Source organism: Candidatus Pelagibacter sp. PS_17, assembly GCF_059417945.1.
In genome coordinates, this window is record NZ_CM182073.1 from 954894 (window position 1) to 981289 (window position 26396).

Consider the following 26396-nt stretch of genomic DNA (forward strand, 5'->3'; position numbering starts at 1 on the left):
TCAAATTTAAAAAATGATAAACTCTGAATATTTAAACAACCTGAATAATGCTCAAAAAGAGGCTGTTTTATATCTTGATGGACCATTATTGATTGTTGCGGGAGCTGGATCTGGAAAAACAAAAGTTCTAACCTCAAGAATTGCTCATATAATCAATGAAAAAAAGGCTTTTCCAAATCAAATCTTATCAGTGACTTTTACTAATAAGGCTGCAAAAGAAATGCAAAACAGAGTAAGCTCTATATTAAATTCTGAGGCAATCGGGCTTTCATGGCTCGGGACTTTTCATTCTATATGTGCAAAACTTCTAAGAAAACATGCACCTGCAGCTGGATTAACTTCTAATTTTACAATTATTGATACAGATGACCAGGTGAGATTAATCAAAAATATATGTAAAGCTGAAAATATAGACATAAAACAATTAGCCCCAAAGTTTATTCTTTCAATAATTGATAGGTGGAAAAATAAAGGCTTCTATCCAGATGAAGTCGTTATCAATAAAAATGATATTTTTGAAAGAACTATACGTCCTCTATATAAAATTTATCAACAAAAGTTATTAGATTTAAATGCATGTGACTTTGGAGATTTAATTTTACACGTGGTTAAAATTTTAGAAAAAAATCAGGACATTAGAAATATTTATTCAAATAATTTTAAATATATACTTGTGGATGAATACCAAGATACTAATTATATACAAAGTAGATGGCTAAACTTGCTCTCAGAAAAGCATAAAAATTTATGCTGTGTTGGAGATGATGATCAATCCATTTATAGTTGGCGTGGAGCAGAAATAAAAAATTTCTTAGAATTTGATCAAGTGTATAAAAATTCAAAAGTAATAAGATTAGAAGAAAATTATCGTTCCTCACAAAATATATTATCTGTTGCTTCAAATCTTATAGCTAACAATCAAAACAGAGTTGGAAAAACTTTAAAGACAACTATGGAGGAAGGAGATCTTGTTAAGCTTAATTGTTTTAAGAATGGAAAAGATGAAGCAATAGGGATTTCTGATGAAATTGAAAAAAAACTTAAAAAAAAATATTCTTTTAATAATATTGCTATTCTAGTTAGAGCTATTTTTCAGACAAGAGAATTTGAAGAAAGATTTTTAAAAATTGGCTTACCCTACAGAATTCTTGGTGGGACAAAATTTTATGAAAGAGCAGAAATTAAAGATTGTGTTGCCTATTTAAGATTGATTCACCAGCCAAAAGATGACTTAGCTTTTGATAGAATAGTCAATAATCCCAAAAGAGCAATTGGAGAAAGTACTATAAAATTAATTCATGAGTTTTCAAAAACAAACGCTGTTAGTTTGGAAATTGCTTCTAAAAAATTAATTGAAGAAAATTTAATTAAACCCAAAACTAAAATTGGTCTAAGCTCTTTTTTATTCTTAATGGATAAGTGGAGGAATGACATTAATATTAAAAAAATTAACCATGTTAAATTATTACAACTAGTTTTAGATGAATCTGGTTATTCAAGTATGTTAAAAAACAAAAAAGATTTGGAAAATGAAAACAGACTTGAAAATATTAAAGAGCTTTTAAGTGCGATGAAAGATTTTGATAATTTAGAAAATTTTCTAGAACATGTGGCTCTTGCCACCTCAGTTGATCAGGATTGGGATGGAGAAAAAGTTAACATGATGACAATGCATGGATCTAAAGGACTTGAATTTGATGTGGTTTTCTTGCCCGGTTGGGAAGAAGGTCTTTTCCCACACCAAAAATCTATTGAAGAGAAAGGCCAAAATGGGCTTGAAGAAGAAAGGCGATTGGCATATGTGGGAATAACAAGGGCAAAAAAAAAAGCACTGATATCTTTTGCTATGAATAGGTTTTATCAAGGAAATTGGATAGACAGTATGGCTTCAAGATTTATTGAGGAATTACCAGAAAAATTTTTAGAAAAGAATTCTTTTTTTGACGACTCTAAAGATAATGAAGAAGATTTTGAATTTAATCAAGATTTTGAAATTGAAGAAGGAACTAGAAGTCCTGGATGGATAAGATATCAAAAAAGAATTAAATGATTTTAAAAAAAATAAAAATTCTAAGAAAAAAATTTAAACAATATAACATTGATGGTTATATTATTCCAAAAAATGATGAATATTTTTCTGAATATGCAAAAAATGATAGGTTAAAGAATATTACAGGATTTTCAGGCTCTGCAGGTTTTGCTGTAGTTTTAAAAAAACAAAATTATTTATTTGTCGATGGAAGGTATACTATTCAAGCACATCAACAATCATCTAAAAATTTTAAGATTATTGAAATTCATAAAAAACTACCTCATACAATTATTAAAAATTTTAATTTAGGATATGACCCAACACTATTTACATCAAAATTACTTAATAAATATTTTAAGAATAATAACTTAATTTCAATTGACCAAAACTTAATTGACCAAATATTTAAATTCAAAGAAAAACCTACTAAGCCATTCTACTCTTTAGAGACAAAAATTGTAGGTGAGCCATATAGTTCTAAAATTTCTAAAGTAGTCCGATTTCTTAAAAACAACAAAGCAGATTATTGTTTCATTTCTGCACCTGAAAATGTGGCATGGCTTTTAAATATTCGTGGATATGATAATCCAAATAGCCCAATTGCGAATGCAAGATTGATACTAAATAAAAAAAAAGAATTTTTTTTAATAGCAAATGAAAAAAAATTAAAAAATCTTCTATTAGATAAAAAGATTAAAAAGAAACAAATTTTACCAATCAAATCACTTCCGCAATTTTTAGATGATTTAAAAGGTAAAAATTTTATTATTGATAATAAAACCTGCTCAATTTTTTATGAAAAAATAATTAAATCAAATTTTAATATACTTGAATTTGATGATCCTGTTTATGAATTAAAATCAATCAAAAATTCTTATGAAATAAAACATATGATCGAAGCCCATAAAAAAGATGGCTTAGCGTTAACAAGATTTATTTATTGGATTAAAAATGTTAATAAAAAAAAAATTACAGAAGTGTTTGCACAAAACAAATTAGAAAAATTCAGAAAACTAAATAAAGATTATTTATTTCCAAGTTTTGATACTATTGCTGGTGCTGGCTCAAATGGGGCAATTGTTCATTATAGGGCTGATAAAAAAACAACCAAAAAAATTGAACAGAATGATATTTTATTGGTAGATTCTGGTGGACAATATCATTACGGTACTACAGATGTTACGAGGACTATTTCATTCTCAAAACAAAATAAATTTATCAAAAATGCTTATACGAACGTATTAAAAGGACATATTGCAGTTGCCTTAACAAATTTGAATAAAGATGACACTGGAAAAAAAATCGACATCAGAGCTAGAAAATTTTTAAAAAAAGAAGGTCAAGATTATGCTCACGGAACAGGACATGGAGTTGGTTTTTTTTTAAACGTCCATGAAGGACCTCAATCTATCTCAAAACATAATTCGATAAAGATAAAAAATGGAATGATCCTAAGTAATGAACCTGGTTTTTATAAAAAAAACTACTTTGGTATTAGGATTGAAAACTTAATCTATGCCAAAAAAACCAAAAGAAGCTTTAATTTTGAAAACCTTACACTTGCTCCTTTAGAAAAAGATTTAATTAACTACGAGTTATTAAATAAAATAGAAAAAGATTACTTATTTAAATATCATTTAAATATTTATTCAGAATTTTCTGGTTTGCTTAATAAAAAAGAAAGAAAGTGGTTAGCCACTCTTATTTAACATTTTTAACCATTCTGTCTGATTAACAATTTTTATATTCCACTCTTTAGCTGAGTTTATTTTTTTTAGAGTTGGTTTGTCTCCAGCAATTAAATAATCAAGTTTTTTATTAACGTTACTAATTATTTTTCCTGAATTTTGCTCTATCAATGATTTTGCTTCCGCCCTACTTATTCCATTTAACTTCCCAGTTAACATAAAAGTTTTATTTTTTAACAATCCATTATTATTTATTAAAATTATATCTTTGATTAATAAATTCTTTTCTAACTCAGACAACACTTTAAGATTAGTTTTATTTAGGAAAAATTTTTTAATGGATTGAATTTGAGTTATTCCAATTCCATCAATATTAGATAAACTTTCAATATTGTTTTCCCCTGATAGTCTAAAAAAATTAGATGCTGTTTTAAGGTGTCTTGCAATAAGCTTAGCATTTTCTTGTCCAATATGTCTTATTCCTAATGAATAAATAAATCGCTCTAGAGAAATATTTTTTTTTTCTTCAATTGAGAATCTTAAATTAGCAACTGATAATTTTCCCCATCCTTCGAGTTCTTCTATTTTATTATAATTAAGCTTAAATATATCCTGTGGAAGTCTTACTAATTTTAGATTCCAAAAATTTTCAACAATTTTCTTGCCAAATCCGTCTATGTTAAATGCGTCCTTAGAAACAAAATGTTTAATTTTCTCTATGGCAATTTTTTCACATTCAAACCCCTCACTAGCACACCTTCTTACAGCATCTTGTCTTTTAGTTGTCTCATTATAATCTTTAATTGTTTTGCTTCCACACGATGGGCACTTTAATGGAAAAATAAATTTCTTTGAATTTTGTTTTCTTTTTTTTAAATCTACTGAAACTACATGTGGAATTACATCTCCAGCTCTTTCAACAGTGACCGTATCCCCTACTCTTATATCTTTTCTAATAATTTCATCTTCATTGTGAAGCGTTGCATTTGAAACTATTACTCCCCCTATATTAACTGGTTTAATTTTTGCAACCGGGGTAAGTGCCCCCGTTCTACCAATTTGTATTTCAATATTCATTATTTCTGAAATTGAGCTATTAGCTGAAAACTTATGTGCTATCGCCCATCTTGGTGCATTAGCAGCAAAACCCAGTCTTTTTTGTAAATCAAAATCATTAACTTTATAAACAATTCCATCTATATCAAATGCCAGCTCTTTTCTTTTTTCCTCTAATTCTTTATGATTTAATATTAAATTTTTAACCCCAATAATTTTTTTATTAAATGGGTTTGTTTTAAACCCCCATAATTTTAAATTTTCTAAGAAACTTGTTTGATTTTTGATATTCATTTTTTTTTCATAACCATATGTGTAGGCAATAAATTTTAATGGAATTTTTGCAGTTATTAATGAATTTTTTTGTCTTAATGATCCAGAAGCAGCATTTCTAGGGTTTGCAAACTTGTCTTTAATTTTTTTAAAATCATTATTTTCTATAAAAACTTCACCTCTAATATCTATTTCCTTGGGGAAGTTACTCTTAGTAATCTCTAAAGGTATATCCTTAATTGTTTTTAAATTTTGTGTAATATCCTCTCCTTCATTACCATCTCCTCTAGAAAGCCCTTTGGTTAATTTTCCATTAATATAAATTAGAGATGCAGATATTCCATCAATTTTTGGTTCAGCACTATATTCGATAGTATTTACATCTTTTAAACTTAAGAAATTAATTATTTTTTTTTCAAAATTTTTTAAGTCTTCTTCATTAAAAGCATTTCCAAGCGACAACATTGGAACTTTATGTTTTATTTTTTGAAAGTTTTTTGATGGTTTAAATCCTATGGATTTAGTGGGAGAATATTCACTTTTTAAAAATTTATATTTACTCTCTAAATCTATTATATCATTTTTTAAAAGATCAAATTCTTGATCTGATACGATAGGTTTGTTTTTATCATAATAATGCTTGTTATGTCTCTGAAATAAATCAATTTTTTTTAAGTATTCAATTTCAAGATCTTTATCATTCATTTTACTCGAATAATCCCTTAAATCTTTTTATTAAGCCTATCTTTTTCTTTTTATCTTTTTGTAATTCTTTTACACTATCTCTATAATCTTTATTAAATACTTTGTAAGAATTTTTATACCAATCAGAAGATTGGTAATTGTATCCTAAAGTGCTTGCATATTTTTTTGACTCATTAATTAATCCAAGTCTATAATTAATTTCAACCAGTCTATGAAGAGCTTCCTCTGTATAAATGGTTGTATTGTAATCTTTAACAACTGTTTTAAATCGATTAAGTGCTGGGATCCACTTAGTTTTTTTTAGATAATATCTAGCTATGTACATCTCTTTTGCTGCCAAAATTTCATTAATTAAATCTATTTTAAATTTAGCATCCATGGCAAATTCTGTACTAGGGTAATCTCTAATTATAGTTTCAAATTGCTCCTTAGAATCTAATATTGATTTTATGTCCTTTTTTTCATCAACTATTAGTTGATAAAAACTCATACCTAGAAGAAAATGTGCATAAACTTTATCTTTATGATTTGGATATGTTACTAAATATCTTTCTAACTCAAAAATTGCATCACTGTAATAATCTTGAGTATAGTATGCATAAGCTGCCATAATTGCAGATTTTGCAGCCCAGGGTGACTGTGGAAATAACAACTCAGCCTCATTAAATTTTTTAGCTGCTAATAAAACATCTCCTCTTTGAAGTTCAAAATAACCCTCTTTGTATGCATCTGACATCTGCATTTCCATATCCACTTCTACAATTTCAGATATTTTTTTTGTTTTATCTCCACAAGACCAAATAAAGGTAAAAGTGATTAAAAGAAGTATAATTTTTAATTTTGAAAGCATGGTCTTATTCTAACAGATTATGAATAAAACTCTATTTTTTAAGCAATAGATCTTAGGTGACTCTTATTTATGAAGGTATTTGGCAAATGTTTTTCTGTAATCTCTATTAATGAAAAATTTTCGTCTTGTTGAAAAACTTTTCTCAATAATTGGTTAGTTAATTTATGCCCTCCTTGAGAACAAATAATTTTTCCAATTATTTTATAACCTGCTAGATATAAATCTCCCATACAATCTAAAATCTTATGGTTTACAAATTCTTTTTTATTTCTAAGACCTTTTTCATTTAAAATTTCATTGTCCTTAACAACTATTGCATTTTCAAGACTTCCTCCTTGAGCTAATCCCATTTCTTTTAGCTTTGCAATATCCTCAAAAAGACAGAAGGTTCTTGAATTATAAATATCAGTCAAATCTGACTCGAATACACTTACTAAATTTCTTTGCGTTCCAATTAAATTATTTTCATATTTTAGTTCAAAATCTATATCCAAACTAACTTTGCTTGGCTCTATAGAAATTGTTTTTTTACCATCATTAAATTCAATTCTTTTTTCAATTTTAATAATCTTTATTGGCGCTTCACTACTTTTTATTCCAGCTTTTGATATTTCTTCAATAAAAATTTTTGCTGACCCATCAAGAATTGGTACTTCCTGATTATCAATCTCTACTAGGACATTATCAATTCCTAAACCATATAATGCTCCCATTAAATGCTCTATTGTTGAAATACTAACCCCACTTTCATTTGCTATGGTTGTACAAAATACTGCACTACTAACATTAAAAATATTTGGAACTACTATATTATTTTCTTTTAAATCAACTCTTTTAAAAAGGATTCCCGAATTTGGTTTTGCTGGCTTAACCGTCATAGTTACATTTGCTCCACTATGAAGCCCAACGCCTTTAAAAATAATATCTCTATTGATAGTTTTTTGATTAAGAACAGACATTATTATTCTTATAAATAATTGGTTTAAATTTAGAAAAACAACAAATGTTACGAGAAAATACTAGTCTATTTGAAAAAATGAAAAAGTTTTTCAAAAAAACCTTGTTTTATTTGTTTTTTTGGCACAACTACAACCTCTTGTTTGTCATACATTTTTCTTAGTTTATACCCAGATTGACAAACATCACCTAGGGTTTCCTCTAAAAAATCAATATCTTTAGAAAATGAAATTTTATCTTTAAATTTATTATCTAAAATTTTTGATCCTTCTCCCATCAGTATCATCTTAGATTGGGTCTTTACCTTTGCATTTGAGACAAGAGATTTATCACATAATTCAAGAATCTCTTCCGTTCTAGCAAAAGCTATTTTTTGTAGCATTTCCAAAGAAAAATTTGGATTATCAGTATGTTCGTTATTTTTTTCAAAATTTAATTTAAGTTTTTCTGCTTCATTAATATCAATTTTTAAAAGTAGAGAAATATCTTTAGTAATATGGTTTCCACCTATCGGCAGAACGTCCAAAAAGATTAATTTATCATTATAAAAGGAAATAATTGATGTTTTTTTAAAAGCAATATCAATGAAAGATACCTCTCCTGTTAAATTTAAATTATTTTTATAATTAATTGATTTTGCATAACTAGAGCAAATTATTTGATTAATTGATATATTTAATTCTGAAAAAATATTTTTAAATCTAAAGACTAATTCACTTGGAAGACAGATAAAAATAATGTCTAGCGATATAAATTGGCAATCGATTTCATCTGGTAACTCAGAATAATCAACATTATCAATTTTATAATTATTTATAATTATGTGTGCAATATTATAATCTGAATAATATTTTTTTATTTGCTGCTTTGCTTCTTGAATTAAAAATATGATATCATCTTGTCTTAATTTCAGTTCTTCAATTTTTTTAAATACAGAAATTGCAATAGAAATCGTTTTTGAACTATCTATCATCAAATCTATATTATCAATAAATTCATTTGTGGATTTTTCTAGCGATGCAATAACTTTTTGAATATCTGGTTTAAGATTAAATTGCTCTGTATAAAAATTACTCTCAATAAAAAAAGGATTATTCTTACTTTCTTCATTAAATGCGCCTGCTCTTATTTTTGAAGAACCACAGTCAATTATTATTTGAAATTTTTTATCACTCATTACTTAGCAACTAAATGACTTTTAATTCTCAAATCAATAAATTTAAAATCTTTAAAATTATCATTATTGATAAGTTCCTTAGATAAGTTTAATGACGCTACAATATGTTCTTGTGGTAGCTTAATCAAAATATCCTTATCGGTTAAAATATCCCATCTACCTGATGGGAAAAAAGATAATTCTTTTAAATTTGAAAAAGACCACATAGATTTTTCAATATTTTTTTTAAATGATAAAAAATCTTGAGAATTAAATTCACCAAAAATGTATGGGAGTAGTTCGTTGTTACTTTTATCTTCAATTAACTTACCATTGGCACCTACTAGATATTGACTATTATTAGAAACTCGAGCAATTAATTTAGTTGGTTTAATTTTAATGTTAAGTGTTGATGGGTAAATTTTTTTTATATTAAACTCTTGTATAATATTATGTTTTTCTAAAATTTTTATTATTTCTTCCTCATTAATGACAAATATACTTTTGTATAAAAGGTTATTAAGGTTATCTAAGATCTCCAAATTTTTTCTCTCAGAAAGACCTGTAATGTTTATTTTAGTTATTGATGAAGATAATTTTTTTTGATCGTTAATAAATTTTGCACTAGTAGTGCTTAAAATGAATAAAAATAATAAATAAATTATTATTTTATTTTTTTTACCTATTGATTGATGCATCTTTTAAAATCCATTCAATTAATTTTATAAAGCTTATACCCTTATGTTTTGCAATCTCAGGGACTAATGAAAGTTTAGTCATTCCAGGCTGAGTATTAATCTCTAACAAATAAAACTTCCCATTAAAAAATTTAAAGTCAGATCTTGTAACACCTTTACAACCTATAATTTTATGAGCTGCTCTTGCTATGCCAGTAATTTTAGCAAGATTATTTTTACTCAAATCTACAGGAATTAAGTGCTTAGTCTTAGCACTAGAATTATATTTTGCTTCATAATCATAAAACTTTCTTCTAGGCTCAAGTTCAATTGCACCAAGTGATTTATTATTCATTATTGCAACTTGGATTTCTCTACCTGGTATAAATTCCTCAATTAATATTTCATTATAACTTTTTAATACTTTTAAGTTTTTTAATATATTGGTCTTGTCACAAATATATACATGAACGCTAGACCCTTCATTTATAGGTTTTACTACTACAGGGAATTTTAAATTTTTTTCAATTAATTTTATAATGTTAAGTTTATTTTTTTTATGACTAAATTTAATATATTTCGGAGTTAGTATTTTATTTTTTATAAAAATTTTTTTTGAAATTTCTTTATCCATTGCTATTGATGATGCAATTACACCTGAGTGTGTGTATGGAATTTTTTTAGTCTCTAAAATTGCTTGAATGTATCCATCCTCACCAAATTGTCCATGTAGCGCATTAAAAATAACATCTGGTTTAAATGAAGTGATATTCTTTGAAAGATTTTTATCAGGCTCACTAATTAAAACCTTATATCCATTTTTAATTAACTCTTTGGCAACTTGCTTTCCAGTATCTAAGCTAATTAACCTTTCCTTAGATATACCACCAGATAATATTAAGATTTTTTTTGTCATTTTATTTTAAAATTTTAATTTCTTTTTCTAGCACTATTCCAGTTTTTTTTTCCACACTTGTCTTAACAAATTCAATCAATTTATTCATATCCTCAAAACTAGCATTATTTTTATTTACAAAAAAATTACAGTGCTTATTTGAAATATGAGCATCCCCAAAGCTTATATCTAGTGGTACAGAATCTTTTATCAGCTTCCAGACCTTTTTATCAGTTTGATCAATTGGATTCTTGAATGTACTACCACTTGTTTTTAATTTTGTTGGTTGTGCTTTATCTTTCTTTTTCTTTAATTCTAAAACTTCGTTTTCTATTTCTTCTTTATTTTTTTTTGTTCCTTTAAAAGATGCACTTAAAAAAATTAAGTCCTCTTTTAAATCATTGCTTCGGTATTTAAATATAACTTTACTCGCTGGTATTGTAAAAACCTGTCCATTTTTATCAATTGCTTGGATTGATACTAGCACATCTTTAAACTCTTTATTAAAGCATCCAGCATTCATCTTTAATCCACCACCTATAGTACCAGGTATGCATGCTAAAAATTCAAATCCACCTATTCCATTATTCAGTGCAAAATCAGAAAGCTTTTTATCAAGACAGGCACTGCCAGCTATAATGACATCATTTGGTAATATAGAGATGTTGGAAAAATTTTTTCCTAGTTTGATAACAACACCATCAAATTTTTCATCACTTATAAGAGTATTCGAACCTGCACCTAAAATATGTATTTTTTCTTTTTCTCCAAATTTTTTTAAAAACAAAATTAAGTCAGGTAAATTATCTGGTCTAAAGTAAACTTTAGTTTGTCCACCAATATTAAACCAATTGCTCTTTTTTAAATCATAATCAAAGTTAATTTTACTACTAATTTCATTAGAAAATTTTCTTATTTCTTCAATGCTCATTAGATCAATTCTGGTAATTGTCTCATCCATGCTGAAATTGTACCAGCACCCATACCAACAACTATCTTTTTGCCAAAAATAGTATTTTTAATAAATTTTGCTAACTGGTACTGATCTTCAACCATAAACAATCTTACTTTTGAATTTTTAATAATATCTTTTGCAAAATTATTATATTTAAAACCTAATTTTATTTTTTCTCCAGCGGTATAAATAGGGCATAATATTACAACATCAGCTTTTTTAAATGATAAGCTGAATTCTTTTTTAAGATCTTTTAATCTGGAAATTCTGTGTGGTTGAAATATGCAAATCACTTCTTCATTTTTATAAGCAGCTCGCACACCATTTAATACTTCTCTAATTTCAGTTGGATGATGGGCATAATCATCATAAAAATTAGTTTCTCTATGTGTAAAAATTTTATTAAATCTTCTTTGAACACCCTTAAATTCTTTTAATCCTTTTTTGATTATATTTTGTGATATTCCTATTGTTACTGCCACAGCAATTGCTGCTGTAGAGTTTCTAATATTGTGAATTCCTAATAATGGTAATTTAATTTTTCTTATAGTTAAATTCTTTTTTCCTGGCAAATTTATAGCTAAATCATATTGAGAATATTCTTTTTCTTGTTTTATATTCTTAATATAGAAATTTGATTTATTATCAGTTCCATATGTATAATAATTCTTCATTTTTAATTTACTTAATAAATCTTTATTGTTCTTGTCATCTATACAAATAAAAGACTTCCCAAACGAAGGGACCTTATTGATAAATTTTATAAATAATTCTTTAAGATCTTTCATTGAATTATAAAAATCCATATGCTCACGATCAATATTTGTTACTATAGAATAAGTTGGTGGCACATGTATAAAACTACCATCTGACTCATCAGCTTCTAATATACACCAATCACTTTTACCTAGTTTTGCAGAATTTTTTATTGCATTAAGGACACCTCCATTAATAATTGTTGGGTCCAATTTTGTCTTTGAAAATATTGAGGCTAATAAAGATGTAGTTGTTGTTTTTCCATGTGAACCGGTAACAACTATATTTTTTGTTAAAGAGACTATATTTGCCAACATCTCTCCTCTTTTATAAATAGGTAATTGTTTTAGTTTGGCTTCAATTAATTCAGGGTTATTATTTTTAATAGCTGACGAAATGACAACAATTGTTGCTTTTGCTATATTTTTTTTAGTATGACTAATTGTAATTTTAATCTTATCTTTTTTTAATCTTTCAATATTTTTATTTCCAAGGACGTCACTCCCTTGAACATTAAATCCCATCCTTTTCATAATGAGTGCAAGGCCACTCATTCCAATACCCCCTATACCAACAAAATGTATAATTTCAGTTTTAGCTAATTCAATTTTCATTAATAACAGATATAATTTTCAGATTTATATTATTCCATGTGTTTTCATAGTTAAAATCCTTCATGTTCTTTTTTTTAACAAGATATTCTTCTTTATTATCAATAATATTAATTAGTTTATTGAGTAATGTTTTCTCATCTATTTCTTTTTGATTTAACAACCAATTAAAGCCAAGTTTATTATAAAAATGTGCATTTTCAAATTGATGGTTATCTTTCGCAGTTGGCAAAGGTATTGCTAAATATGGAGTCTCAGTAAAATTTAACTCAGCTAATGTTGATGCTCCTGCTCTAGTAATGCACAGGTCTGTTTTTTGCATAAAATTTATGACATCATCGTTAAAATTGAATAATTCACATTGAATATTCTTATTTTCGTAAGTTTTTTTAAAACTTTCAAAGTTAATAGAACTAGTTTGTTGGTAAATTTTTAGTTTATATTTTTTAGCTAATTCAATAATTGCATTTTTAACTAAATCATCAAATATTTTAGCTCCTTGACTACCGCCTATTATAAGCAAATTAATTGTATCTAAGGATTTATTGTAATCTCTCTTATTATAAAAATTTTTTCTTAATAATGCTGGAATTACTTTAATTTTATTTTTAAATTTAATAGGAAATTTTTTGATATTATTAGAATAACAAAATATTTTTTTACAGTAACTTAAAAAAAATTTATTTGATCTACCTAAAACCATATTTGGTTCAAATAACAACAGCTTAATATTTAAAATTTTAGCACCTAAGCATAAGGGTAGTGACATGTATCCGCCTGTCGAAATTAATGTATCAATTTTATTTTTTCTTAAAAAAGAAATTGATTTAAAAATCAAAAATATCATAAAAATAAAATCAAGTGGTATTATTAATATGTTTTTTGAAATTGGCCTCACATTAAATATTTTTAAATTGTACTCATCTTTGTTTAAAAATTTGACACCCCTAAAGTCAGATGTCATTGAAACATCAAAATTGCCCTCTAAATGTTTATATATTATGGTTGCGGGTATAACGTGACCTCCTGATCCACCAGTGCTAATTAGTATTTTTTTATTCATTTAATTAATTTTTCTTTTTGTTAAATTTAAAATTATTCCAGATAATATAGAAACTCCTATAATTGAAGAACCCCCATAACTTAAAAATGGCAATGTCATCCCAGTTGTGGGAAATAGTCTTATATTCACCCCAAGATGTATTAATGCTTGAAAAATTATTAGACTTATTGCTCCAGTTAGCACTAGTTTATTTTTTTCACTTTTTTCTAAATAAATTTTTTTAAAAACAGAGTAAATAAAAAATAAAAATAAAATTAATAAAAATATTATTGCAATAACACCAAACTCCTCTGAAATAACTGAAACTATATAGTCGGTATGAGCCTCTGGAACTCTTGTTTTTAAGGTACCTTCTCCTATTCCTTTACCAAAAAAACCACCACTACTAATTGCTTCTATAGCTTTATCAGATTGAAAATTATGGGTTCCACCATCAGGGTTAAAGAAAGAGAGTATACGACTTTTAATATAAATAAATTTTGGGATAAAAAAAACTACATATAGCAGGCTTATAATAGAAAGACTTATAAATAATAAAATGAATAATAAGTTTATGCCAGATACAAAAACTAATATTGCCCACGATAAAAACACTAAAAGTGTTTGTCCGATGTCAGGCTGCATTATTAATAGTAACCCAGTTGGGATAATAGAAATAATAGTCAATAAGTATTTGATATAAATATTATAATTTTTTTCACTACATAAAATTGTTGCTACAAAAATAATTATAAATGGTTTTAGTAATTCAATTGGTTGAAATTGAGGAAGAAAAAAAAGATTTAACCATCTTTTTGATCCTTTGACTTCAGTACCAAAAATTGGCACTAAAAATAGAAAAAATAAAGTAATAAAAAAAAGATAAATAGAGACTCTAAAAAGATTATTTTTACTTAGAGAAGAGAAAAACACTAAGGTCAACAAGCCAATGAAAATATATACCAAATGTTTAAAAAAGAAAAAATAATTATTTGTATCTAATTTATCAGAAGCAATTAATGAAGTTGAAACTAAAGAAAAAAATAAACCCAAACTAAACAAAATTATTATCAATAAAAAAATTGTTTTATCTATATTTTTCCACCAGTTATAATATATTGAGTTGAGCGAACTATTATTTATCATTTTATATAATTTTTAATAAGTTTATTAAAATATCTACCTCTTTCTTCAAAGTTTTTAAAACTATCAAATGATGCAGAGGCTGGACTAAAAAGAATTGTCTTTTTAATAAAATTATTTTCATTTTTAATATCTAAAAAAACCTTAGCAATTAGACTCTTTAAATTTAAAAATGATTTAAACGCCATCTTATTTTTTAATTGATTAATAAAAAATTTTTGATTTTTACCAAAAATATATAATTTGATCTTTTTACAATCATCTTTTTTAAGTAGAAATTTATCTCCTTTTTTGGGTAAACCACCTATTATCCAATAAATATTTTTTAATGATTTCAATAATTTTTCTGATGAAGAAAAGCTTGTTGCTTTAGAATCATTAATAATTTTTAAAAATTTAGAATTATGAATTATTTCTTGTCTAAAACTTAGACCTTTAAAATTTTTTAATGATTTTAATAGTAAGTTATTCTTTAACCTTAATATCTTTGAAACCTTCAGCACAAATGTCAAATTTTCTTTATTACCATCTGTATCAAAATAATGATTATCAATTTTTTTAATAAACTTGTCGCTTATATTTTTTTCTATTTTCAAAATTGATGGAGCAAATTTTTTTTGCTTTAATTCTCTTTTAATATAAAAATTTTTCGCATTTAAAATTGCAATATCATTTTTAGATTGATTTTTTATTAATTTAAATTTAGCGCTTACATATTTATTTATAGTCTTGTGTCTTTCGAGGTGATCTGGTGAAATGTTTAAGATTAAAGATATATTTGTTTTAAATAACTTACTGTATTCTAGTTGATAGGATGAGGCTTCTATTACAAATAAAGTGTCTTTTTTGACCTTTTTTTCAAGTAAAACTGGATTTCCTATATTGCCAACTAAACGAACATCTTTTTTTTGATCTTTTAATATATCGTACAAAAGCTTAGCAGTAGTTGATTTTCCGTTTGTTCCTGTAATAGTTATTTTTTGATTAAAAGTATATCGACTATAAAAAATGTCTAAATCTGTATAAATTTTTTTATGATTTTTTTTTAAAAATCTACTTAATTTACAATTATTAATATCTATTCCTGGACTAATTATAATACGGTCAAATTCCTTTTTAATTATTTCTTTGTATGTTGTGTGAGTATCTTTTATATTTTTTTTAGTAATTATTCGATCATCATATAAACTAATAATATTAGTTTTTTTTAAATAACTATATGTGGATAGACCACTTTTACCCAGACCATAAATCAGTATTTTTTTTTTAAAAAGTTTTTTTCTAGATTTAACATTATCTAAGTTTTAATGTCGCTAATCCAATCATTGCTAAGATTATTGATATAATCCAAAACCTAATTACAACTGTTGATTCTGCCCAACCTTTTTTTTCAAAATGATGATGTATAGGTGCCATTCTAAAAATTCTTTTACCTGTAAGTTTGAATGAAAATACTTGGATTATAACTGATACAGCTTCTAGTACAAATAGCCCACCTGTTATTGCTAAAACAATCTCATGTTTAGTAATAATACCAATTGCCCCTAAAGATCCACCTAATGCTAATGAACCAGTGTCACCCATAAATATTTTAGCAGGTGGAGCATTGAACCATAAAAATCCTAAACAAGCTCCTATAATTGATCCACAAAAAACTGAAACTTCCCCCATACCTTCAAGATAGGGAATATTTAAATATTCAGAAAATACAATATTGCCTGTTACGTAGCTAATAAATGCAAAACATGCTGCAACTAATATCACTGGCACTGTTGCTAAGCCGTCTAAACCATCTGTTAAATTAACTGCGTTGGAGGATCCAACAATTATAAAAATTGAAAATGGAATAAAAAACCATCCAAGATTAATAATTAAATTTTTAAAAAAAGGAAAATATAAATTTGTAAGTTCAGTGTTTTGAGATAATTGAGTTAAACCATAAATTCCAACAATGGCTATTAAAATTTGAGAAATAATCTTAAATTTAAATGAAACACCAGATGAATTTTTAAACTTAATTTTTTTATAATCATCATATGCACCTAATAGCCCAAACCCTGAAACAATAAATAATAAAAACCATATATGGTAATTTGATAAATCACCCCAAAGTAATATTCCTGAAAAAAGTCCAAGTAAAATTAAAACACCCCCCATTGTTGGTGTTCCAATTTTCTTAACGATATGTTCGGTAGGACCATCATCTCTTATTGGATTTAATATTTTTCTTGCTGAAAAAAATTTAATAAAAGGAGTACCAATTAATAAAACTACAAACATTGATGTAAACATTGAAAGGCCCGTTCTAAATGTTAAATACTTAAATACATTTAGAAAACTATATTGATCAATTAATTGCGTAATAAGACTATAAAGCATTAAACTTTCCAGTTTTTAATTTGTTAACTAGATTGTTAAGTCCAGTAGAGTTTGAGCCCTTAATCATTAAATAATCATTATTATTTAAATCATTTTTAATCAAATCAATTATTTTAGACTTATCTTTCAAAATGACCCCTCTTCGGTGCTTATCAAGGTTTTTATAAGTATGTAAAATATGTTTACCCACTACATTAATATTTTTAAGAGAAGTTTTATTAATTTCTTTGCCAGCCTCTAAGTGAAGTTTCTTTGAATAATTTCCTAACTCCAACATGTCACTCAGTATTAATTTTTTTTTAGAATTATCAATTTTTAATTCATCAAAATTTTTTATAGCAGACTTTAATGATAATGGATTAGAGTTATAACTCTCATCTACAATGTAAATACTCTTTTTTTTTAATTTAACTTTTATAATATCACCACGGCCTTTTGTCATCTCATAATCAAGAAATATATTTTTTTCTAATTTTTGTGTATCTTTAAAAATTGATATAATTGCAATTGTGGCTAATAAGTTTTTTAAATTATTTTCAAAAATTAATCTTACATAAAAATAAATTTGTTTTTTATTAACATTTACAAATATTTTGTATTTAGATTTTTCTTTAACTATTTTTTCTAGATAAATATTTGCTGATTTATTTTTTAAACTAAATGTAAAAATATTTATGTTTTTTTTCTTGGCAATTTTTTTATGTAAATTATAAAATCTGTCATCTTGGTTTAAAACAAGAATTCCATTTGTTTTTATATTATTAATAATTTCTGACTTTGCTAAAGCTACTTGATGAATGTTTTTAAAATTTTTAATATGTGCGTAGGAAATATTTGTAATAACACCCACATCAGGCTTGATAATTTTTGATAGATAATCAATCTCACCTTTTTTATCCATTCCAATCTCAAAAATACCAAATTCATCATTTTTTTTTAGATTAAATAAACTTAATGGTACACCAAATTTATTATTAAAAGATTTTGGTGAATAAGTTACATTACTAATCTTACTTAAAGTTTTTCCTAATAATTCTTTAAGAGAAGTTTTTCCACAACTGCCTGTTATAGATATAATTTTACTAGATAAATTTTCTCTTAATTTTGATGAAGCCTCTGTTAAAAGTTGCAATGTATCATCTACTACAATTTTTTTTTTAGATTTTTTTTGATTGTTAGCTATTACTAATGATGCACCATTTTGGAAAGCTTCATTAACATATAGATTTCCATCTTTATTATTTCCTTTTATTGCAAAAAATATGTCATTTTTTTTTATTGTTTTTGAATTAATTGATGCATTTTTTATTTTTATATTTGAATTAATTTGGGGAGAGTTGCTGATTTCTTTTAAAATATTTATTTTAATATTAGTTGAAAGAATTTTATTTTTTAATTTAATATTCTTAAGTATTTCTAATCTGTCAGAAAATTTGTTTACAAAATTTCCATAATCTTGTGTCTGTTCATGACCTTTGCCTGCAATAACTAAGATATCACCAGTTTTTAAGTCTAATATAGCCCTATGAATAGCTTTAGACCTGCTTGAAATCTCAAAAACTTTTGATTTATCAATAGTTTTTTTAATAGCTAGTCTTATTTTTTTTGGATTTTCGTCTCTTGGATTGTCGTCAGTTAAATAAACTCTGTCACAATATTGATTGGCTATTTTTCCCATTATGGGTCTCTTGTCTTTATCTCTATTACCACCACATCCAAATACAATGAAAATTCTTTTATTTTCAAATTGTTCTTTCAAATTAGTCAAACAAGTTTTTAATGCATCAGGTGTATGAGCATAATCTAAAATAATCTTTGAATTATTTTTTAAAGTTCCAATTTTTTCAAACCTACCAATTACTGATTTTACTCTTGAAGCTAATTTTACTATTTGATCAAATTTTAAATTACTTTTTTTAGCAGCAAGCATTGCCATAAATAAGTTTTTTAATTGAATTTTACCAATTAAGTTTATTTGTAATTTATAATGTTTCTGATTATATTTAATTTCGACTATTTGTTTATCATCCCTAAATTGATGAGAATAAATATCTATTCCATTATTACTTTTTGATAAAGCCTGAAGATCCAATTTATTATTTAGCGATATTCTTTTTAAATTTTTATATTCGGGAATTTTACTATCGGTGATGATAGTTCCTCTAGGTTTTAATAGCTTCTCAAAAAGATATAACTTTGATTTGAGATAATCATTAAATGTTTTGTGATAATCTAAATGATCATGAGACAAATTTGTAAAAATTGTAGTATTAAATTTTAAACCATCAAGTCTATTTTGCTTAAGACCATGACTAGAAGCTTCCATTATAACATTGTCAATTTTTTGTTTTTTTAAATCATTTAATATTTTGCTTAATTTAATTGGATCTAATGTTGTATTAGAAACTTTCTTTAAACTATTTTTTGTCTTAACTCCTAATGTTCCAATAGAAGCTACTTTTTTATTACCTAAGTTGAGTAGCTGAAAATAAAAATCTGCAATTGATGACTTTCCATTTGTTCCTGTTACAGCAATTAAATTTTTAGGTATATTTTTTTTTGTCTTATATGATAATTCTGATAATACTTTTCTTACATTTTTTGATCTTAAAAATAACACTTTATTTTTAATACCTTCAAATTTTTGCTCTGAAATAATAACTGTTGCACCCTTTTTAATTGCATGGTCTATGAATTTAGTTCCATCTGATTTTGTTCCCTGGATTGCAAAAAAAATATAATTCTTTTTACAATCTTCACTGTTAAAACTAAGACCAGCAAACTGATGATTTTTAAATTCTTTTTTAATATTTTTAAGGAAGTTGCCAATCAACATATAAGTATTAATTTTCTATATGTTTTGTGGCCAAAATAGGCCCAATTTTTTCTATGATTTTTCCAGCTACTTCAACAGATGTCCACCCTGCTGTATTAAATGGGGTTCCTTTATATGAGCCTTTTTTATTTTTATATTCATATACGTAGTCTGATGAAGTTTTTGGCTCATCAAGTAGAACTATCAGCACATATTTAGGTTTAGAAGTGGGGAAAATACCTGCAAATGTATTTACTTTTGCTTTAGAATAACCTCCTACTATTGTTTTTTGAGCAGTTCCTGTTTTTCCACCAACTTCATAACCTTCAATGTTTACAAGTCCTGCTGTACCTTCTTTAGTATTTACAATTTTTCTAAGTATTGGATTTATCTTCTCTGAAATACCAGCTTTGATTATTCTTCTTTCTTTTTCAGGATCTTTTAATTCTTTTTTTATTAAGCTAGGCTCAATAGCAAAACCACCATTTGAAATTATTGCATAAGCTTTTGCTAATTGTAATGGAGTGGTAGTTATTCCATGTCCAAAAGACACTGTCGCAAGTTTACATTTTCCCCACTTAAATGGAATAGGCTCTCCAACCTCCTCTATGTCAAAATTTATTTTACTTAAGATTCCAATTTTTTCTAAAAAAGCTTTTAATTTAATAATTTCTAATTTTTGTCCAATTCTTACAGATCCTATATTTCCAGACCTAATTAAAATTTGTTCTACAGTAAGATCTGATGGTATTTTATTGTCATATTCAGAAATACTACTTTTTCCACATTGTAGTTTTTTTTCTAAATTTAAAAATTCTGTGTCAGTATCAATTAAGCCTTCCTCTAATCCAGCTGCTACTGTAAAAGTTTTAAATACCGAGCCCAGCTCATACACTCCTTTTGTTGCTCTATTAATAAAGTTGAGATCAACTATCTTCTCTCTTTTATTTAGATCAAAATCTGGATATGAAACCATAGATATAATTTCTCCATTATTAACATTCATCAAAATTGCTGTACTACCTTTACTTCTAAATATAGATTGAAACTTTACTAACTCTTCTCTAATTAAAAATTGTATGTCAGTATCTACTGTTAATTTAAGTGGTTTATTTGTTTGTTTTAATTTTTCATTAAAGGATTTTTCAAGTCCTGATATACCTTTATTGTCATCATCTATTTGACCAATGATGTGACTAAAGAGATTTTTTTGAGGATAAATTCTAGTTAATTTTTCTTCTGACTTAATTGATTTATCTCCAAGTAACATAATTTTTTCATAATTGTCAGAAGATATTTTTTTTTCCAAATAAAAGAATTTATTTTTTTCAAGCTTCTTAGTAATCTCTTCATAGTTTTTATCTGGGAATATTAACTGTAAATTAATTAATAGTTTTTTTTTATCAATTACTTCAATAGGGTTAATACCAATATCTATCGACTTAACTGTTTTAACTAAATAATTTCCATTTCTATCAAGTATGTCTGCTCTATAGTTTTTATTTATAGTTGAGAATTCCTTGGTATTTTCTTCTTTTAACGAGCCTAAATGAAGCAATTGTATTGAATAAATTACTGAAATCACCAAAAAAACAAAAAAAATAAACGCTATTCTATTAAATTGTATGTCTAAATTAGTTTTACTTTTTTTATATGAAAATTCATTTTCATATTCTTCTAGAATAATATTCTTTTTATTATTCATTTCCATTTTTGCTGATTAAGTCTTTTATTTCTAAAGTTTCATTATTTTTAAAGATTTCCTTAATATTCATAATTTCAATTTTGATTAAATCTTTTTCAAAATATTGCGTTTGATACTGAACTAGTTTTTCAGGAGAGCTCAAATAGTTAAACTCAAGCAATACATCTTCAAGTTCCGATTTTAAAGGTCTTATATTTTCTTTAACTATAAAAATTTGATCTTCTATTTCTTTTGTAGAATTTTTAATAAGTGATGTAATTAATATTAATACTAAAATAACAGCTACCACTAATTGTTTCATAGTTTTTTTGACAAATTTTCAATGTCAATTAAATGTTTAAATTTATCCAAGATATCTGTTTCAAAATCGAAAAAATCTTCTTTTTTAATTACATAACGTAACTTGGCTGATCTAGAAGGTGGATTTTCTCTAATTTCTTTATCACTTGGTACTATTGGTTTTTTTATAACAGATTTAAATAAATTTAATTTTTCTTCTGTTTTTGGCATATGTCTTGAGATGCTTTTATTTTCAGATAAACTTTTAAAAAAGTATTTAACAATTTTATCTTCTAAAGAATGAAATGTTACAACTGCAATAACTCCATCCTTTTTAACAACTTTAGCAGCATTAATTAATCCATAAATTAGTTCACTAATTTCTTTATTTACAAATATTCTTAATGCTTGGAAAATTTTAGTTGCACTATGTGTCTTATAATTTCTTTTTCTTTTCGAAGATTCTATAATCCTAACTAGCTCTTCTGTTGTGATCTCTCTTTTAGATCTGTCTTCAACAATATTGTGTGCTATTCTTTTACTGTCTGCTTCATCCCCAAAATATTTAAATATTTTGGTAAGTTCTTTTTCATCTAATTGATTAATTGCTTCTTTTGCTGAAAATTCATTTATACCCATTTTCATATTAAGTTCACCAATGCTATCGAATGAAAGACCTTTTTTTGGGTCTTTAATCTGGTTCAAGGAATACCCTAAATCAAAAATTACAGCTTTTATATTTTCATGTTTTAACTTTAGATTGTTTAATTGACTGAATTTTATATTTTTAAATAATAGCCTATCCTCAAAACTATTTTGAAGTTCTTGAGCTTTTATAGAGCTCTCAGAATCTCTATCTAATGCAATTACTTTTGTTTCAGGAAAGTTTAATATTCTTTTTGTGTATCCGCCTTGACCAAACGTACAGTCAATAAATGTGCCACCATATTGAGGGGTAATAATGCTAATTATTTCACTTAGCAATACCGGATAATGATTTCTCACATCTGGTATTATGGTGGCTATCATTTATTTTTTTGAAGACCATTAATTCTTTTGTCTTCTTAAAAATGCTGGAATTTCTAGATCATCATCTTCTGAGGTATTTTCCGAAGTTTCAGTTGATAAAAATCCTTCTGTCTCTGAAGTTGCACTATCCGAACTAAATAGATCTGGCGCGTCTTCACCTTCTACACCAAAGTTTTCAAGTCCATTAGAAACATGCTCCTCCTCCATTGGGCTATTTTCTTCAGGCTTTGCAGTTGTAAGTGCCTCCTCTGAAAAAGATTGCTCATAATCATTTGATTGATTGTTTTCAACAATACTTTCAACTTCTTGATTGCTAACAGTTTGCTCATTCATCATTTCTGATGATGTAGTATTTGTAACTGGTTCTGCAATTATTTCATTTTCTAACTTTAATGCATTTGCTCCATGAGAAATAGGGTTAGTCATTGTAGGTGAAAAATTAAACGATTGAGCAGAACTAGCACTGTTAAAATCTGAATAACCAGGATTTCTATTTTGTATTCTGTGAACCATATTGATTACAGATTTACTTTCTGGTTGTTGTCCATCTAGTGCCGTTGCAACTATTGATACTCTAATTTTTCCATCAAGGTCGCCAGATGTAATAGCACCAATAATCACCTCTGCTTCAGGATCTACTTCAGCTCTTATTTTATTAACCACTTCATCAACCTCAAAAAGTTTAAGATCCTTACCACCGGTAATATTTACTAGTAATCCTTTTGCACCTTTTAACGTATAATCATCAATCAATGGGTTGCTAATTGCCATGTCTGCTGCTTTAGCTGCTCTACCTTCTCCTTCAGCTTCACCAGTTCCCATCATTGCTTTACCCATTGAAGCCATTACAGTTTCAACATCAGCAAAATCTAGATTAACTATACCTGGTCTAACCATAAGATCGGTCACACTCTGTACACCTTGCATTAAAACATTATTTGAAAGATTAAAAGATTCTTCAAATGTAGTTTGTTCATTTGCAACCTTAAATAGGTTTTGATTTGGAATTACAATAATTGTATCCACATGTTTTCTTAATTCTTCTAGGCCTACCTGAGCTCTTCTCATTCTTGATGGCCCTTCATATAAAAAAGGAAGTGTTACAACACCTACTGTTAAAATATTTAATTCTTTAGCAGCTCTTGCAATAACGTGTGCAGCACCTGTGCCAGTTCCACCACCCATACCAGCAGTTATAAAAACCATGTTTGCACCCTGAAGAGTATTTACAATTTCATTTAAAGATTCATCTGCAGCTGCTTGACCAATGTCATGTTTTGCTCCAGCACCTAAACCTTTTGTTAAACTTAGGCCAATTTGAATTCTTGCTTTAGCTTTACTTAACTTTAAATCTTGAGCATCTGTATTTACTGCTATGAACTCTACTCCTTGAAGTCCATTATCAATCATTTCATTAAGTGCATTTCCACCTGCTCCGCCAACTCCCACTACTAATAATCTTGGTTGTAATTCTTTTATTTCTGGTGATTTAAAGTTAATTGTCATTTTTATTTCCCCTCATTGTTATTAAAATGTTTTTCCCATTTAAGACTTGCACGATTTAGATTTGCTTTTTTTCTTGCGTTGATCTTAAATTTTTCAAATGCTGCTGGTTCCCATATTTGGAATGTTTGACCTTGACCAACAAACAACATGCTATTTTTTATTTTTGCATGTTTTAATAATTTTGTTGATAATGAAATTCTACCTTCACTATCAAATTGTAAATTCATACTCTCAGATAAAATTGATGTTGCAAAATAATCTCTTTTTTCTTCAAATGGACTTAATGAATCTATACTTGCAGAAAGTTTTTCAATTCTATCTTGTGAGCAAGCTTCTATAGACTGATTATTAAATGAGGGATAACAGATAACACCATTGTATCCTAAGTTAGAAAGGTGAGATCTAAAACTAGCAGGCACAGATACCCTTCCCTTTTTGTCTATTTTGTTCTCGTAAGTAGATAAAAACATATTTTTTATATTTCATAAATTCCATATTTGGGAATATATGGGACAATATGGGTTTTTAAAGATAGAGTCAATATGTTCATTTTAGGCTTATTTGGCAATGATTGTAGATAACTTTTATGTATCTACATAAAGTCAAAAATCAATTTTTAGTTTTAACTCAATACAATTCTAAGACTAAAAATAAGAACAGAAATGATTCAATTATGAATCAAAAGGTGAACATCTAAAGTTAATTAAAATTGAACTGTGGATAAGTTTGCTAGACAAACTATAAGCCGGGTTCTGTCATTTAAACCTATCATTTCTCTAGGCTTAAGATCACTCTTAAGCTCATGCAACTAACCCTGATGACTAGCCAAAGACGGCTTTTAGTTTTGCAACAATGTCATCTCTACTTAGTCTTGCTCCCAGTGGGGTTTTCCAGCGTTCATTGTTACCAATAGAACCGGTGCGCTCTTACCACACCTTTTCACCCTTGCCATGTTATGGCGGTATATTTTCTGTGGCACTATCCCTAGGGTTTCCCCCGCCAGGTATTATCTGGCACTGTGTCTTTGCGGAGCCCGGACTTTCCTCTTTAATAAATTAAAGCGATAAGTCGTTCATCTAGCAAATGTAATTTATTACTTAATTATAGAACTTCAAGAAAAATTTAATTGTATGCTTTGATGAGGCTTTTATTGATTAATAAGGACTCTTGATCAATTTTTCCATCAACCAACTCTTGTCTAAATCTTCTTTGAAAAGATTTTATTAATTCTATTAAATATTTATTCCTATCAATATTTTTTGGAAATGTTTTTGAATATCCAATCTTAAACAGGTTTCTAAAAAAAATATTCTCTTCTACCTTGCTTATTTTTAGCTTTCTATTCTTTAGTAAATCTTGCTTATTTAATGTGTGCCATATCCCTATTTTATTTTTAGCCAAATATTCCCATGGGAACTTTTCACCTGGATCTTTTTTTCTAAGTACTGCTATGTCTGAGTGTCCCAAAATATTCTTAGGATTAATTTTATATTTTTTTATTAAAAACTTACTTAACTTTACAAGAGTAGTAATTTGTTTTTGTGTAAAATTTTTATAACCGTACTCATGTCCTGGGTTTGTAATTTCAATACCAATAGAATTTTGATTTAAAGACTTATAATTTTTCCAAGAAGATTTTCCTGCATGCCATGCAATATATAAATCAGGTACTATTTTTACAATTTCTCCATTATTTTTGATTAAATAATGACAGCTAACCTCAGATTGTATTTCTGTTAATCTTTTCAAAGCATCAGATTCGCTTTTCATACCCGTATAATGAAAGATAATAAATTTGATTTGCTTAGAGGTTCTTTTTTTAGGATTAAAATTTGGGGAATAGTTTAATATTGTTTTTAAAGCCATTTTTGCGTCATATTTAGAGCT

The 26396-nt window shown here is 26.6% G+C and carries 21 protein-coding genes and 1 other RNA gene; 2 read left to right on the forward strand and 20 right to left on the reverse strand.

Annotated features, from left to right (window positions below):
- Nucleotides 1-13 precede the first annotated feature (13 nt).
- Nucleotides 14-2050: an ATP-dependent helicase gene (locus AC5SML_RS05140; RefSeq protein ID WP_494616964.1), complete on the forward strand. Its 2037-nt coding sequence runs from the start codon at nucleotides 14-16 to the stop codon at nucleotides 2048-2050.
- Nucleotides 2047-3741, forward strand: a complete 1695-nt coding sequence (locus AC5SML_RS05145; protein WP_494616965.1) for a M24 family metallopeptidase — start codon at nucleotides 2047-2049, stop codon at nucleotides 3739-3741. Before AC5SML_RS05140 ends, AC5SML_RS05145 begins: the two co-directional genes overlap by 4 nt.
- Here the strand turns inward: AC5SML_RS05145 and ligA are convergent.
- From ligA to AC5SML_RS05245, 20 genes are all read right to left on the reverse strand, one after another.
- Nucleotides 3724-5754, reverse strand: a complete 2031-nt coding sequence (gene ligA, locus AC5SML_RS05150; RefSeq protein ID WP_494616966.1) for an NAD-dependent DNA ligase LigA — start codon at nucleotides 5752-5754, stop codon at nucleotides 3724-3726. The two genes, AC5SML_RS05145 and ligA, sit on opposite strands and share 18 nt — an antisense overlap.
- A gap of 1 nt (nucleotide 5755) precedes the next feature.
- The gene (locus tag AC5SML_RS05155; protein ID WP_494616968.1) at nucleotides 5756-6604 is read right to left on the reverse strand and encodes an outer membrane protein assembly factor BamD; all 849 of its coding nucleotides are present in this window, start codon (nucleotides 6602-6604) and stop codon (nucleotides 5756-5758) included.
- Nucleotides 6605-6642: 38 nt separating this feature from the next.
- Nucleotides 6643-7563: a UDP-3-O-acyl-N-acetylglucosamine deacetylase gene (lpxC, locus tag AC5SML_RS05160; RefSeq protein WP_006997890.1), complete on the reverse strand. Its 921-nt coding sequence runs from the start codon at nucleotides 7561-7563 to the stop codon at nucleotides 6643-6645.
- 65 nt (nucleotides 7564-7628) lie between these two features.
- Nucleotides 7629-8738 carry a cell division FtsA domain-containing protein gene (locus AC5SML_RS05165; RefSeq protein ID WP_020169669.1) on the reverse strand — a complete coding sequence of 370 codons (1110 nt, stop codon included), beginning with the start codon at nucleotides 8736-8738 and terminating at the stop codon, nucleotides 7629-7631.
- Nucleotides 8738-9415, reverse strand: coding sequence for a cell division protein FtsQ/DivIB (locus AC5SML_RS05170; protein WP_011281415.1), 678 nt, complete (start codon nucleotides 9413-9415; stop codon nucleotides 8738-8740). The genes AC5SML_RS05165 and AC5SML_RS05170 overlap by 1 nt, the downstream gene beginning before the upstream one ends.
- On the reverse strand, nucleotides 9396-10310 hold the full coding sequence (locus tag AC5SML_RS05175; RefSeq protein ID WP_494616969.1) for a D-alanine--D-alanine ligase: 915 nt from the start codon (nucleotides 10308-10310) through the stop codon (nucleotides 9396-9398). Before AC5SML_RS05175 ends, AC5SML_RS05170 begins: the two co-directional genes overlap by 20 nt.
- A gap of 1 nt (nucleotide 10311) precedes the next feature.
- A complete protein-coding gene (gene murB / locus AC5SML_RS05180) occupies nucleotides 10312-11250 on the reverse strand; it encodes a UDP-N-acetylmuramate dehydrogenase (protein WP_020169670.1) in 939 nt (312 codons plus the stop codon).
- Nucleotides 11220-12614, reverse strand: a complete 1395-nt coding sequence (gene murC, locus AC5SML_RS05185; protein ID WP_020169671.1) for a UDP-N-acetylmuramate--L-alanine ligase — start codon at nucleotides 12612-12614, stop codon at nucleotides 11220-11222. The genes murB and murC overlap by 31 nt, the downstream gene beginning before the upstream one ends.
- Nucleotides 12604-13674 (reverse strand): UDP-N-acetylglucosamine--N-acetylmuramyl-(pentapeptide) pyrophosphoryl-undecaprenol N-acetylglucosamine transferase, encoded by a 1071-nt coding sequence (locus AC5SML_RS05190; protein WP_494616971.1) that lies wholly within the window; start codon nucleotides 13672-13674, stop codon nucleotides 12604-12606. The genes murC and AC5SML_RS05190 overlap by 11 nt, the downstream gene beginning before the upstream one ends.
- Entirely contained in the window at nucleotides 13675-14799 is a 1125-nt protein-coding gene (locus tag AC5SML_RS05195; RefSeq protein ID WP_494616972.1) for an FtsW/RodA/SpoVE family cell cycle protein, read from the reverse strand.
- A complete protein-coding gene (murD, locus tag AC5SML_RS05200; RefSeq protein WP_494617649.1) occupies nucleotides 14796-16055 on the reverse strand; it encodes a UDP-N-acetylmuramoyl-L-alanine--D-glutamate ligase in 1260 nt (419 codons plus the stop codon). Before murD ends, AC5SML_RS05195 begins: the two co-directional genes overlap by 4 nt.
- Nucleotides 16056-16089: 34 nt before the next feature.
- Complete coding sequence (gene mraY / locus AC5SML_RS05205) at nucleotides 16090-17175, reverse strand: phospho-N-acetylmuramoyl-pentapeptide-transferase (RefSeq protein ID WP_006997881.1); 1086 nt, start codon at nucleotides 17173-17175, stop codon at nucleotides 16090-16092.
- Nucleotides 17165-20011, reverse strand: a complete 2847-nt coding sequence (murF, locus tag AC5SML_RS05210) for a bifunctional UDP-N-acetylmuramoyl-L-alanyl-D-glutamate--2,6-diaminopimelate ligase MurE/UDP-N-acetylmuramoyl-tripeptide--D-alanyl-D-alanine ligase MurF (protein ID WP_494616974.1) — start codon at nucleotides 20009-20011, stop codon at nucleotides 17165-17167. Before murF ends, mraY begins: the two co-directional genes overlap by 11 nt.
- 7 nt (nucleotides 20012-20018) lie before the next feature.
- Nucleotides 20019-21701: a peptidoglycan D,D-transpeptidase FtsI family protein gene (locus AC5SML_RS05215; protein ID WP_027307127.1), complete on the reverse strand. Its 1683-nt coding sequence runs from the start codon at nucleotides 21699-21701 to the stop codon at nucleotides 20019-20021.
- Nucleotides 21688-21996 carry a hypothetical protein gene (locus AC5SML_RS05220; RefSeq protein WP_011281424.1) on the reverse strand — a complete coding sequence of 103 codons (309 nt, stop codon included), beginning with the start codon at nucleotides 21994-21996 and terminating at the stop codon, nucleotides 21688-21690. Before AC5SML_RS05220 ends, AC5SML_RS05215 begins: the two co-directional genes overlap by 14 nt.
- Nucleotides 21993-23003, reverse strand: coding sequence for a 16S rRNA (cytosine(1402)-N(4))-methyltransferase RsmH (rsmH, locus tag AC5SML_RS05225; protein ID WP_006997877.1), 1011 nt, complete (start codon nucleotides 23001-23003; stop codon nucleotides 21993-21995). The genes AC5SML_RS05220 and rsmH overlap by 4 nt, the downstream gene beginning before the upstream one ends.
- Before the next feature lie 18 nt (nucleotides 23004-23021).
- Nucleotides 23022-24509 (reverse strand): cell division protein FtsZ, encoded by a 1488-nt coding sequence (gene ftsZ, locus AC5SML_RS05230; protein WP_494616975.1) that lies wholly within the window; start codon nucleotides 24507-24509, stop codon nucleotides 23022-23024.
- A gap of 2 nt (nucleotides 24510-24511) precedes the next feature.
- A complete protein-coding gene (mraZ, locus tag AC5SML_RS05235; protein ID WP_006997875.1) occupies nucleotides 24512-24979 on the reverse strand; it encodes a division/cell wall cluster transcriptional repressor MraZ in 468 nt (155 codons plus the stop codon).
- A 255-nt stretch (nucleotides 24980-25234) separates the two neighbouring features.
- An RNA gene (gene rnpB / locus AC5SML_RS05240) (RNase P RNA component class A) lies at nucleotides 25235-25589 on the reverse strand.
- 42 nt (nucleotides 25590-25631) lie between these two features.
- Nucleotides 25632-26375, reverse strand: coding sequence for an N-acetylmuramoyl-L-alanine amidase (locus AC5SML_RS05245; protein ID WP_494616977.1), 744 nt, complete (start codon nucleotides 26373-26375; stop codon nucleotides 25632-25634).
- Nucleotides 26376-26396 lie beyond the last annotated feature (21 nt).